Below are 12,898 nucleotides of genomic sequence, written 5' to 3' on the forward strand. Positions count from 1 at the left end.
TGGCGAAGTATGGGAGCCCGCACCACGCCTGTCAATGGGCGCACCCTTGACGGCCCCGGGGCGACTCCGTACCTTCGGTTCAACTTTTTAAAGATCAAAACCGTCGGACACCCGGAACACCCTCAGAACTCTTCAAGACTCTTCAAGGGACGAAGAACATGAATGGTGTGCGCAGACGAACGGTGCTCGCCGCGGCCGGTGGCACCGCCATCGCGGGCAGGGCCGCCACCGGCACCGCCCACGCCCGGGAGCGGCCGGGCCCGGGCGAGGGACCTACGGCGGAGCCCGCCCCGTACGAGGCCAAGGTCCAGGCCCTGCTGGGGCGGATGACGGTCGAGGAGAAACTGGGCCAGCTGCAGCAGCTCGCCTGGACCGGCGACACCGGGCCCGGCGGCGGGCAGACCGCCGCGGCGGAGAAGGCGGCCCGCCAGGGACGGCTCGGCTCCGTCCTCAACATCTACGGCGCGAAGTCCACCAACGCGCTCCAGCGGATGGCCGTGGAGGAGTCACGCCTGGGCATCCCGCTGGTGTTCGGCCTCGATGTCATCCATGGCATGTGGACCACCTTCCCCATCCCGCTGGCCCAGGCCGCGAGTTTCGACCCGGCGGTGGCCGAACGGGACGCCGAGGTGTCGGCGAGGGAGGCCCGCTCGGGCGGGGTGCACTGGGCCTTCTCCCCCATGATGGACGTCACCCACGAACCGCGCTGGGGGCGGATCTCCGAAGGCAGCGGCGAGGACCCGCATCTGACGGCCGCGTTCGCCGCCGCCAAGACCCGCGGCTACCAGGGCGAGGACTTGAGCGCGAAGGACCGGCTCGCGGCGTGCGCCAAGCACTTCGTGGCGTACGGCGGCGCCGAGGGCGGACGCGACTACAACACGGTGGACGTCTCCGAGGCCCGGCTGCGCAACCTCTACCTCGGGCCCTTCCTCGCGGCCGTGGACGCCGGGGTGGCCACCGTCATGGCGAGCTTCAACACCATCGGCGGGGTGCCCGCCCACGGCAACCGGCACACCCTCACCGACATCCTCAAAGAGGAGTGGGAGTTCGGCGGCGTCGTCGTCAGCGACTACAACGGCGTTCAGGAAATGACGGTCCATGGCTTCGCCGCCGACCACGCCGACGCCGGGCGGCTGGCGCTGAACGCCGGGGTCGACATGGAGATGGTCAGCACCACCCTGGCCGACCACGGCAAGCGGCTGCTGCGCAGCGGGGCGATCACCGCCGCGCGGCTGGACGACGCGGTGGCCCGCGTCCTGCGGCTCAAGTTCCGGCTCGGGCTCTTCGAACACCCCTACGCGGACGAGGACGCGGCAATCGAGGAGCCCACCAAGGAGTCCCGGGCGGCGGCGCGCGAGACGGCCGCGCGCACCATGGTGCTGCTCAAGAACGTCCCGGCCGGGAAGGGGAAGACGGCGCTGCTCCCGCTCAGCCGGTCGGTCTCCTCCATCGCCGTCGTCGGGCCCTTCGGCGACTCCACCGATCTGCGGGGCTCCTGGGCCGGGCCCTGGGCGGACGCGTTCGCGCCGGTCACCGTCCTGGACGCGGTCAAGGACGCCGCGCCGAAGGCCCGGGTCGACCACGCCCGCGGCGTGGACCCGGCGGGCGAGGACACCGGCGGCATCGCCAAGGCCGCCGCGGTCGCCAGGGCGGCCGAGGTGGCGATCGTCGTGGTCGGGGAGGCCTCGGCGCTCAGCGGGGAAGCGGCCGTACGCAGCGACATCAGCCTGCCCGGGCAGCAGGAGAAGCTGATCGCGGCGATCGCGGACACCGGCACGCCCTTCGTCGTGGTCCAGGTCAGCGGCCGCCCGCTGACGATGGGCGGCTGGCTGGACTCGGCGCCCGCCGTGCTCCAGGCGTGGCATCCGGGCATCGAGGGCGGAAACGCCATCGCGGACGTCCTGTTCGGCAGCGTGAACCCCGGCGGCAAACTGCCCGTGTCCTTCCCGCGCTCGGTCGGGCAGATCCCCCTCTACTACAACCACGAGAACACCGGGCGCCCCTACGACCCGGACAACAAGTACACCTCCAAGTACCTCGATCTCGCCGACGGCCCGCAGTTCGCCTTCGGCCACGGCCTCGGCTACACCACCTTCGACATCGGCGCGCCGGAGCTGTCCGTCAGCCGCGTCACGGCCGACGCGCTGCGCGAGGGCGACACCGTGGAGGTGGCGGTCACGGTGCGCAACACCGGGGACCGCGAGGGGGACGAGGTGGTGCAGGTGTATCTGCGCGACCCGGTGGCCAGCGTCGTACAACCGGTGCGGCGGCTGTGCGGCTTCCGCCGGATCACCCTCGGCGCCGGCAAGTCCACCACCGTCCGTTTCCGGCTGGGCGCCGAGGATCTGGGCTTTTGGACCCATGACCGGGACGGCACGTTCACGGTGGAGAAGGGAGAGATCCAGATCTTCGCCGGCAACAGCTCGCTGGCGAAGGGTGAACGCGTCCTGACGATCACATAGTGGGACAGCGTCCGGTCTTCTGCACCGCGCGCCCGGGTTACTTGTAGGGTGCATGCTGACAACTCCAGCCCGGGAAGACACCGCTCATGACCGCCGCGCCCCGTCCCTCGCCCCGCGTCCCGAGACCCCGCCCCGGCCCGCGGCACCCCGCGGCCCACCGGAACTCCGGCCGGGCGGAGGCCCCGTGGGCGGTGTGATCACCGGCTTCGGCGTCATCGCGAGCATCATCGTCACCGGCTATGTGCTCGGCCGCCGAGGAGCGCTGGGCGGGTCGGGGCGGGAGGTCCTGACCAGGCTCTCCTTCAACGTCGCCTCCCCCGCGTTGCTGTTCTCCACGCTCGCCCGCGCCGACCTGTCCGTCGTCGTCTCGACCCCGCTGCTCGTCACGGCCCTGAGCACCTTCGTGGTGGCGGGCGCGTTCGTCGCGGTCGGCGCGGTACGCAAGTGGAGCGTGGGCCGCACCACGATCGGCGCCCTGTGCGCGAGTTATGTGAACGCGGGCAACCTCGGCATCCCGATCGCCGTGTACGTCCTCGGCGACGCGTCCCTCATCGCCCCGGTGCTGCTGTTCCAGCAACTGGTGATGACCCCGATCGCACTCACCGTCATCGACCTCAGCCGCCCCGGGGAGCATCCGCCCTCGCTGGTTCGCCGGCTGACCACCCCCTTCCGCAACCCCGTCGTCATCGGCTCGCTGTCCGGGGTCGCGGTGGCCGCCTCGGGGTGGCGGGTGCCCGGGCCCGTCATGGAACCGTTCACGCTGATGGGCGGCATGGCCGTACCCGCCGTGCTGCTCGCCTTCGGCATCTCGCTGCCGGGCAGTGAGCTGCCCGGGCGCGGCGAGGAGCGCGGCCCGGTGCTGCTGTCGGTGGCGCTGAAATCCTTCGGCCAGCCGGTGGTGGCCTGGGCCATCGCGGCCGGAGTCTTCCGGCTCAGCGGCCCGGCCCTCCTCGCGGCCGTCGTCACCTCCGCGCTCCCCTCGGCACAGAACCTCTTCACCTACGCCGTGCGCTACGACACGAGCACCATCCTGGCCCGCGAGTCCATCCTGCTGTCCACGGTGCTGGCCGCGCCGGTGCTCATCACGGTGGCGGCACTGCTGGGCTGAGCCCGGGAACCGGTTGGGTTTACCCCTGGAGGCCCAGGGCAGGCGACTGAACGTGCTTCGGACCGGAGGCACGCACCGTGGGAGCGCTCTGACGGCTCCAGGACACGGCCCCCGGTCCGTATCCTGCGCGCTCCCGCATGGCAGCGACCACGGTCCCAGGCGACCCGTCAGCCCACTGCAGGAGGTGTGTGACATGACGACCGCAGCGCAGCACAGGACACGTCCCCGGTCCGCTTCCTCGAAGCACCCGCACGACGACGCCCCCGACACCAGCGCCGAGTTCCACCAGATGGCCCGCCTCCCCGACGGCCCCGAGAAGGAGGCGCTGCGGCAGCGGGTGGTGGAGGCGTGGATGCCGATGGCGCGGCGGCTGGCCCGCCAGTACCGCAACCGGGGCGAAGCCCTGGAGGACCTGGAGCAGGTGGCCGCGCTCGGCCTGGTGAAGGCCGTCAAACGGTACGACCCCGGGCACGGCACGGCGTTCGCGGGCTTCGCGGTGCCCACCGTCGTCGGCGAGATCAAGCGCCACTTCCGGGACCACCTGTGGGTGCTGCACGTCCCGCGCCGGGTCCAGGAGCTGCGCAACCGGGTGCGGGTCGCGCACCGGGAGCTGTCGCAGTCCCTCGACGACGCCACGGTGCCCACCGAGGCCATCGCCGAGCGCACCGGCCTCAGCGAGAAGGAGGTGCGCATCGGCATGGAGGCCATGGGCAGCTTCACCCCGTTGTCCCTCGACGCCCAGCTGACCGGCGCGGACGACGGCTACTCGCTGGCGGACACGCTCGGCTGCCAGGAGCCCGAGTACGACCGGGTGGTGGAACGCGAGGCGGTGCGCCCCGGGCTCCGGCGGCTGGCCGACCGGGAGCGCCAGATCCTCTACATGCGGTTCTTCTGCGACATGACCCAGAGCCGGATCGCCGAGCAGCTGGGCATCTCCCAGATGCATGTCTCCCGGCTCATCAACCGCACCTGCTCGACGCTGCGCGCCCAGGCCATGGCCGAGCCGGTCGCAAGCTGAACGACGTACCGCCCGCCGCTCCCCCGCGTTGCGCCGCTGGAACGATGTGCATCGCCTCAGCGGGTGACCGTGGCGCCGTGGAGAGCGCCGGGTCCGCCCCGGGCTGGAAGGGTCGGGACGCGCGACCCACGGACACCCGGCGGCGGACACCCAGCGAAGGAGAACACTGATGACCACCCCCCAAGGCCCGCCCTCGCTGTCCGACCTGGGGCTCCTCACGGACCAGAAGGCGCTGGTGACCGGGGCCAACTCGGGCATCGGCAAGGCGACCGCCATCGCCCTGGGGCGCGCGGGCGCCGATGTGGTCGTCAACTACGTCTCCGACCGGCCTGCCGCCGAGGCCGTCGTGAAGGAGATCGAGGGCCACGGTGTGCGCGCCTACGCCCACCAGGCGGATGTGTCGCGCGAGGACCAGGTGGTCGACATGGTGTCCACCATGGTCGACCGGCTCGGCACGATCGACATCCTGGTCGCCAACGCGGGCCTCCAGCGCGACGCTCCGACGGTGGAGATGACCCTGGCGGACTGGGAGAAGGTGCTCTCGGTCAACCTCACCGGTCAGTTCCTGTGCGTCAGGGAGGCGGTCAAGGAATTCCAGCGGCGCGGTGTCGTTCCCGAGGTGTCACGGGCGGCCGGGAAGATCATCTGCATGAGCTCGGTCCACCAGATCATCCCCTGGGCCGGTCATGTGAACTACGCGTCGTCCAAGGGCGGTGTGTCGATGATGATGCAGACCATGGCCCAGGAGCTGGCGCCGCAGAAGATCAGGGTGAACGCGGTCGCGCCGGGTGCCATCCGGACCCCGATCAACCGTGATGCGTGGGACACCGAGGACGCCCGGAACGCCCTGCTGGAGCTGATCCCCTACGGCCGGATCGGTGAGCCGCAGGACATCGCGTACGCGGCGGTCGTCCTCGCCTCCGACCTGTGCGACTACGTCGTGGGCACCACGCTGTACGTGGACGGCGGGATGACCCTCTTCCCCGGCTTCGCGACGGGCGGCTGACCGCGCCACGATGGCGCCGCCCCAGGCGCCACGATGACGCGTGAAGGGCACATCGGCCGGGCCCACGCGCCACCATCAGGCGATAAGGCGCGGGGGGAGCGACGATGGTGGTGTCACTGTTCCCTCAAGGAGGTGGACGACGATGACGTTCCCCTCGGACAACTCGCGCGACGCCGAACAGCGCGATGAGCGCGCCGCCGGTCCTGACCGCCCCTTCACCGGCCTGCTGGGCACCCTGTCGGATGCCGCGTGGCAGATGCTGCTGACCGCGGGTCTGGTCGCGATCGTGCTGGGGCTGCTGGTGCTGGTGTGGCCCGCGGCCACCCTTGCGGTGGTCGGCGCCCTGTTCGGTGTCTATCTGCTGATCACCGGCATCGTTCAGCTGGTCGCGGCCTTCGGGGCGCACATCCCGGGATCGATGCGCGTCCTCAGCTTCGTCAGCGGCGCGGTGAGCGTGTTCCTCGGCCTGATCTGCTTCCGGGGTCCGGCCCAGTCGATCCTGCTGCTCGCGCTGTGGATCGGATTCGCCTGGCTGCTGCGGGGTGTCATGCACACCGTCATGGCCGTCCAGGACACGGGAATCCCCGCCCGCGGCTGGCAGATCTTCCTCGGTGTCATCACCGCCCTGGCCGGAATCGTGCTGATCGTGTCGCCCTTCGGCTCCATCGCCGCGCTCACCCTGGTGACCGGCGTCTGGCTGCTGGTCCTGGGCATCATCGAGGTCATTCACGGGATCCAGCTGCGGGCCCGGCTCGGAGGCCATGCCCCCCGCCAGGCACATCACGGATTCCGCTTCCGCCATCAGCCCCATCCGCAAGCCTAGAACCACCGCGACAGCCGCCCCGAGCGGCTGTCGCGACAACCTGTGGGCTAATGGGTCTGCACCCACCACGCCATCAGACCGATGGCCGCGGTGCCGGATGCGTACGACGCGCCGCGCACGAAGTTCGCGGCGGCGAGCCGACCGTATCGACGCCATCTACTACGGGAACGGCTGGGTACCGGTGGGCGAACCTCCATCGTCTGCATATGGAGCCCCTTTCGTGACCGTACGGACAGTGACTGTCCGACAGGGGGGAACGACGCGCTGGAGAAAGCATACAAAAGTGTGAACTTACCCCATGTGTCTGACTCGCCGAGAAAGAAACTTTCGACACGATGAGCTTTCGAAGGCGATGAGCTTTCGACACGCTGTCAGATGCGGTAAGGGCTCCTGTCGGCGCTCAGGCCTGTCCGTGCCAGCGCAGCACCGCGCCCAGTCCCCCGGCCGGTCCTGCCACGCCCTCGGGCACCAGCAGCACCTCGGTGTCGGCCACCGCCGCGGACCGCATCAGCGCGTCGTCCGCGCGCGCCGGCTCGGGCGTGCTCACTCCCAGCGCCCGCGCCTGGGCCCGCTGCACCGCCACCTGATCGGCGCCGGGGCCGACCCACACCTCATGGCGCATGTCGCCGCCCGCCTGCCCGAGCAGCAAAGTGGCCGCCTGATGGCTGCGCAACGCCTCCACCACCGCGGGCACCCCCTCCGCCGCCCCGCTGGGCGCGGAGCCGTCGTGGCCGCTCGCGATGTGCCCGCCGGGGCGGCCGCGCCCGGCACGGAAGAGATCCAGTACGGCTTCCAGATGGGCGCGGGCGTGGTCCGCGCGGGCGTGGTCGATCTCCGCCTCCAGGAGTTCCCGGGCCGGTCCGGGCGCCCGGCTGCCGTGCCGCGCCACCACCGCCCGGTCGCGCAATGGCTCGGGCAGCCGGTCGCGCACCGCCCTGCGCTCGCGCGGATCGCCCGCCAGGACCAGCAGCGGCGCCCCGCTGTCCGGCCACTGCCGTACCAGCTCCTCGGCCACGAGGTCCGCGGTGTGCTCCCAGTCGTTCTCGACCCGGTTGCGGTAGTGCCACTCGTACCGGTCGGCGGGCACCGAGCGGTGGCCGCGGCCCCGTGGCGCCCCGCTTGTGGCGCGGCACACCGGGCGGGCCCCGCCCTCGTCGCGCAGCTCCAGATCGGCGCCCGTCCGGTCCACGTACGCCACCAGGCACGACGGCCACTCGCCGCGCAGCGACGCCAGCGGCGCCACCCGGGGCAGTGGCGACCAGGACGTCACGACGTCGCCCGGGGACGCGGCCAGCGGCAGGTCGAGCACCACCTCGCCGTCCGCGGCGAACAGCGCCCGTCCGGCGGACGCGGTGGCCGCCCGCCGGCCGGCCAGCCTGCTCACCAGCGCCTCACGGGTGCGGGGGTCGGCGCCCTGGGCGGTCAGCTGACCGGCCACGAACCGCTCCCGCAGCCGGCGCCGCGTGGGGGCGTCCTCCGTCACACGCGAGGTGTCGAGGTAGACGCACGCCCACGGGCCGGGGCGATCGAACAACGGCTTCAGGAATCCAACGTCCATGACCTCCCCCAAACCGGGGAAACACACGACCCGGACGGGCGTCCGGATCGCCGCGCCCCAGCGGCCGCGTGGGGCGCTTCACGCATCAAGGATCCCTCCAGGTCCACGGGATCGCCAGGGCCGTCCGGCCGTACGGCGACTAGAATCTGTCCCATGGCTCGCTCCAACGAGGAGGTCGAAGCCCTCCTGCGTGAGTACGCCGATCTCCTCCTGATCACGGGCGGGGACGCGTTCAAGGCACGTGCCTACGAGAAGGCCGCGCGGTCGATCGGCGGCCATCCCGCCGATGTGGCGGGGCTCGATGTGAAGGGGCTGCGGGAGATCCCCAACGTCGGCAAGTCGATCGCCGACAAGGTCGTCGAGTATCTGCGCACCGGACATGTGCCCGCCGTCGAGGAGGCGCGCGCCGCGATCCCGGCCGGGGTGCGGGAGCTGACCGCGATCCCGGCGCTCGGGCCGAAGAAGGCCATGGTGCTGTACGAGGAGCTGGACATCGCCTCGGTCGAGCAGCTGGCCACCGCGATCGAGGAACACCGGCTGCGCGATCTGAGGGGCTTCGGCCCGAAGTCCGAGGAGAACATCCTGCACGGCATCGGGCTGCTGCGGGCCGCGGGCGGCCGGGCTCCGCTCGACGACGCCATGGACCTCGCCGACGACATCGTGGCCGCGCTGGGCCGGGTGCGCGGCTGCGAGCGGGTCGCGTACGCCGGGTCGCTGCGCCGCATGCGGGAGACCGTGGGCGATGTGGACATCCTGGTGGCGGCGGCCGAATCGGCGCCGTTCATGGACGCGTTCACCGCGCTCCCGTACACCACGGAGGTCATCGCGCATGGCGAGAAGAAGACGTCCATCCGCACCACCAAGGGGCTCCAGGTGGATCTGCGGGTGCTGCCGCTGGACTCCTGGGGCGCGGGGCTGCTGTATTTCACCGGCTCCAAGGCCCACAACATCCGGGTTCGCGCGATCGCGGTGCGCCACGGCCTGAAGCTGTCGGAGTACGGCCTCTTCGAGACCAAGAGCGGAAAGAAGATCGCCTCACGCAGCGAGGAGGACGTGTACGCGCGGCTCGGCATGGACTGGATCCCGCCGACCCTGCGCGAGGACCGCGGCGAGGTGAAGGCCGCGCTGGAGGGCCGACTTCCCCTGCTCGTCGTCGAATCCGATCTGCGCGGCGATCTGCACACCCACACGGACCTCACCGATGGCCTCGAACCGCTGGAGAACATGATCGCCACGGCGGAGCGGCGCGGCTACGCGTACTACGCCGTCACCGACCACGCGCCGAAGCTGTACATGCAGCAGATGACGAAGGAGAAGATCCTCGCCCAGCGGGAGCGGCTGCGCGCCATGGACCGCGGGCGCGGCCGCCGGGACATGCGGCTGCTGCACGGTGTGGAGCTGAACATCGACGCCGAGGGAGAGGTCGACTGGCCCGACGACTTCCTCGAGGGCTTCGATCTGTGCGTGGCGTCGGTGCACACGCAGTTCGGCCAGGACCGGGACACCATGACCCGGCGGTTCCTGCGGGCCTGCGAGAACCCGCACGTCAACATCATCGGCCATCCGACGACCCGGATCCTCGGCAAGCGGCCCGGCGTCGACGCCGACTTGGACGCGGTGTTCGCCGCGTGTGCCCGTACCGGCACCGCGCTGGAGATCAACGCGCATCCGAACCGGCTGGACCTGTCGGACGAGAACATCCTGCGGGCGAAGGAGCACGGCGTGGTGTTCGCCATCGACAGCGACGCGCACTCGACGCTGGACCTCGCCAATCCTCGGTACGGGGTGGGCATGGCCCAGCGCGGCTGGCTGACCACCGACGATGTCATCAACACCTGGCCGCTGACCCGGCTGCGGCGTTTCCTGCGCAAGGGCGCGGGGCACCCGCGCGACGTATGACGCCACGCGATTCTCCTGCCGAACCGGCCCGTGCCGAGCCCGTCCGCGCCGAGCCCGCCCGCCGGGCGCCCGGCGCCCGTACCCTCGACGAGCTGGACGAGCGGGTGAGCCGGTGCAGCGCCTGCCCGCGGCTGGTGGCGTGGCGGGAGGAGGTGGGCCGTACCAAACAGGCGGCCTTCGCCGACTGGGACTACTGGGCCCGGCCGGTGCCCGGATTCGGCCCGCCGGACGCGGCGCTCGCCGTCGTGGGCCTCGCCCCGGCCGCGCACGGCGGCAACCGCACCGGCCGGATGTTCACCGGCGACCGCTCCGGCGACTTCCTGTACGCGGCCCTGCACACCGTCGGCCTGGCCAACCAGCCCGTCGCCACCCACCGCGGCGACGGCCTCGCGCTGCGCGGGGTCCGGGTCACCTCGCCGGTGCACTGCGCCCCGCCCGCCAACCGCCCGACCCCCGGGGAGCGGGACACCTGCCGCCCGTGGCTGGAGCGGGAACTGCGTCTGCTGCGCCCGACCTTGCGCTCGGTGGTGGTGCTCGGGGCCTTCGGCTGGCAGGCCGCCCTGCCCGTGCTGGCCACCGCCGGATGGAGCGTGCCCCGGCCGCGGCCCGCCTTCGGGCACGGCGCGCGGATCACGCTGGAGGCCGCCGACGGGGGCGCCCCGCTACGGGTGTTCGGCTGCTATCACGTGAGCCAGCGGAACACCTTCACCGGCCGCCTCACCCCGGCCATGCTGCACGATGTGCTCGGCGCGGCGGCGGAGGCGGCCGGGTTGCTGCCGCCGCCCGCCACTCCGTCGACCCCCGCTGCGGAGGGCGGCTGATCAGGGCATGCGGTGAGAAGGTGAGACCCCGGGCACTGGGGCAGGAGGGTGCCCGGGGCCTCGTTCATGGAGTGGACCGGGTCAGTTGACCCCGGCCCCACTGGCGGCGTCACCGGCTCCGGCGCCGCTCTGGTCGCCCGTACCGGCGCCCGCGCCCGCGTTGGCGGCACCCTCGGCACCCGCACCGGCATTCGCGGCACCCTCGGCACCCGCACCAGCATTGGCGGCACCTGCGCCGCCCACGCCAGCGTTCGCGGCACCCTCGGCGCCCGCACCGGCGTTCGCGGCGCCTGCGCCACCGGCATCGCCCGCGCCCTCGTCACCGGCGCCGATCACGGCGCCCGTGGCCTCCAGGGCACCGGTCACCGGCTGGAAGAAGGTCTCCCCGCCCTGGGTGCAGTCGCCACTGCCGCCGGACGTGAGGCCGACCGCCGCGTCCCCGGCGAACATCGCGCCGCCGCTGTCGCCCGGCTCCGCGCACACGTTCGTCTGGATGAGGCCGTTGACGATGTCGCCACCGCCGTAGTTCACCGTGGCGTTGAGGCCCGTGACCTCGCCGTCGCTGACACCCGTGGTGCTGCCGGAGCGCTGCACCTTGAGGCCCACGCTGGCCTCGACGGCCCGGCCGATCGCCTGGTTGCTGCCGTCGGCGAGCTTGACCGCGCTCTCCGGCTGGGTGGTCGCGTCGTCGTACATCACCAGCGCGAAGTCGGTCTCGGGGAACTTGGTGTCCTGGACCGTGCCCAGCGCCTGCGCACCCGCCTGGTCCGCGGTCCAGGCCTCGGACTCGTTGCCGCAGTGGCCCGCGGTCAGGAAGCCGGGCGCTCCGTCGACGGAGACGTTGAAGCCGAGGGAGCAGCGGGCGCCACCACCGAAGATGGCATCGCCGCCGACGACACCGCCGGCCGCTGCGCCACCGCCCGCGCCACCGGCACCCGCGTCTCCAGCCCCACCGGCACCGGCGTCTCCAGCGCCACCGGCACCCGCGTCTCCGGCGCCGCCCGCGGCCCCGGCGTCACCGGCACCGCCGGCACCCGCGTTCCCGGCGGCGTCGCCCGCCGCGTCCCCTGCGCCCGCGGCGTCGCCGTTCGCGTCCTGCTGGGCCGGGTCGCCGCCGTCGAACCTCTTGAACTCGCCCTTCGTCCGCTGGACGGTCACCATGCCGTCCATCGCGTCCGTGGCCTTGGTCAGCGTGTCCCATTTGGCGCCGGTCACGGTCTTGTCCGCGGTCACCCGGACCTTGTTCGTCACCGGGTCGATGGACCAGGCGGTACCGGCCACCGAGGCGTCGGTGCTCAGCGTCTTGGTGGCGGCCTTCAGCTCGGACATGCTGTTCTGCACGATCTTGGCGACGGCGCCCTTGGCTTCCACGGTCTTCGCCGCGTCCTCGGTCATGACGTTCATGACCAGTTGGCTCGTGTCGTTGTTGAAGTACCAGCCAGCGCCGTTGTCACCGAGGTCAGAGGCGAGGCTCCTCGCGAGTTTCACTGCCGACGGGGACGAGAAGGTCTTCACGTCCGTCGTCTTGTCCTGGCTCGCGTTGGCATTGGGCAGCAGAAGGGCGGCTGCCCCGAGCGCGACGACAGCAGCTCCGGAAACGGCGAGGGTCCGCTTGTTCACACGTCGGTGGTGGCTCAACACTGACCTCCAGTAGGGGGGCGCGGGGCGTGTGCGGAGCGCCTGTTGCATTTCCGCCACGCCCCCGCGCAGGGCCACCAAGCAGTACGGGAGGCGTTTACTCCGTTCTCACCATGACTCACAGTGTGATGAATGGCTGCGCCGATCGATCCGGAGCGGTAGGGTCCGCCGGTTCCGCGCCCTCAGTCCGCGTCCCCACCCGCACCGTCGCCACCGGCGGCCCCGGCCGCCTGGACGCGCAGCTGCCACACTTCCCCCAGGGCCATCTGCGCCGATTCCCCGACCGGGGAACCCTCCGTGGTCTCGAAGTGGTCGACGTAGGCGCCGATGAACTCCTGCCAGCGGTGGTTGACCGGGTCCTCGTCCAGCGCCGCCATCGCCGCGGCGAAGTCCTCGCAGTCCACGAGGTGGAAGAGATGGCGTCCGCTGCGCCAGATCCGCCAGTTGGTGATCCCGGCCCGGCCCAGCGACTCCAGCAGATCCGCCGGAACCGTGGCGTGCTCCCGTTCGTACCCCGATTCCTGGCCCTCCTTGAGGACCGAGTGCAGCGCCACGCGCATCGGCG

At 71.8% G+C, this 12,898-nt stretch carries 10 protein-coding genes; 7 read left to right on the forward strand and 3 right to left on the reverse strand.

Annotation, left to right across the window (positions count from 1 at the left end):
• Positions 1-158: 158 nt before the first annotated feature.
• The 5 genes from ASC60_RS27900 (at position 159) to ASC60_RS27920 (ending at position 6,417) form a co-directional block, all read left to right on the forward strand.
• On the forward strand, positions 159-2,462 hold the full coding sequence (locus tag ASC60_RS27900; protein WP_107097182.1) for a glycoside hydrolase family 3 N-terminal domain-containing protein: 2,304 nt from the start codon (positions 159-161) through the stop codon (positions 2,460-2,462).
• A gap of 184 nt (positions 2,463-2,646) precedes the next feature.
• Entirely contained in the window at positions 2,647-3,570 is a 924-nt protein-coding gene (locus tag ASC60_RS27905; RefSeq protein WP_055555682.1) for an AEC family transporter, read from the forward strand.
• Positions 3,571-3,763: 193 nt separating this feature from the next.
• Positions 3,764-4,588 carry a SigB/SigF/SigG family RNA polymerase sigma factor gene (locus ASC60_RS27910; protein ID WP_055555684.1) on the forward strand — a complete coding sequence of 275 codons (825 nt, stop codon included), beginning with the start codon at positions 3,764-3,766 and terminating at the stop codon, positions 4,586-4,588.
• A 169-nt stretch (positions 4,589-4,757) separates the two neighbouring features.
• The gene (locus ASC60_RS27915) at positions 4,758-5,594 is read left to right on the forward strand and encodes an SDR family oxidoreductase (protein WP_055555686.1); all 837 of its coding nucleotides are present in this window, start codon (positions 4,758-4,760) and stop codon (positions 5,592-5,594) included.
• Positions 5,595-5,736: 142 nt separating this feature from the next.
• Positions 5,737-6,417 carry an HdeD family acid-resistance protein gene (locus tag ASC60_RS27920; protein ID WP_055555688.1) on the forward strand — a complete coding sequence of 227 codons (681 nt, stop codon included), beginning with the start codon at positions 5,737-5,739 and terminating at the stop codon, positions 6,415-6,417.
• A 400-nt stretch (positions 6,418-6,817) separates the two neighbouring features.
• Here the strand turns inward: ASC60_RS27920 and ASC60_RS27925 are convergent, their stop codons facing one another.
• Positions 6,818-7,975 carry a hypothetical protein gene (locus ASC60_RS27925; protein WP_055555690.1) on the reverse strand — a complete coding sequence of 386 codons (1,158 nt, stop codon included), beginning with the start codon at positions 7,973-7,975 and terminating at the stop codon, positions 6,818-6,820.
• A gap of 153 nt (positions 7,976-8,128) precedes the next feature.
• On the opposite strand from ASC60_RS27925, the gene polX reads away from it, so the two are divergent.
• On the forward strand, positions 8,129-9,874 hold the full coding sequence (polX, locus tag ASC60_RS27930; protein ID WP_055555692.1) for a DNA polymerase/3'-5' exonuclease PolX: 1,746 nt from the start codon (positions 8,129-8,131) through the stop codon (positions 9,872-9,874).
• A complete protein-coding gene (locus ASC60_RS27935; RefSeq protein WP_055555694.1) occupies positions 9,871-10,695 on the forward strand; it encodes a uracil-DNA glycosylase in 825 nt (274 codons plus the stop codon). The genes polX and ASC60_RS27935 overlap by 4 nt, the downstream gene beginning before the upstream one ends.
• A gap of 81 nt (positions 10,696-10,776) precedes the next feature.
• Here ASC60_RS27935 and ASC60_RS27940 read toward each other — a convergent pair whose 3' ends face one another.
• Together ASC60_RS27940 and ASC60_RS27945 are read right to left on the reverse strand one after the other, a co-directional pair.
• Positions 10,777-12,315, reverse strand: coding sequence for a S1 family peptidase (locus tag ASC60_RS27940; protein WP_055555696.1), 1,539 nt, complete (start codon positions 12,313-12,315; stop codon positions 10,777-10,779).
• 200 nt (positions 12,316-12,515) lie between these two features.
• Entirely contained in the window at positions 12,516-12,893 is a 378-nt protein-coding gene (locus ASC60_RS27945) for an L-rhamnose mutarotase (RefSeq protein WP_055555698.1), read from the reverse strand.
• Positions 12,894-12,898: the final 5 nt, after the last annotated feature.

The organism is Streptomyces sp. NBRC 110028 (genome assembly GCF_001417735.1).
Lineage (GTDB): Bacteria > Actinomycetota > Actinomycetes > Streptomycetales > Streptomycetaceae > Streptomyces.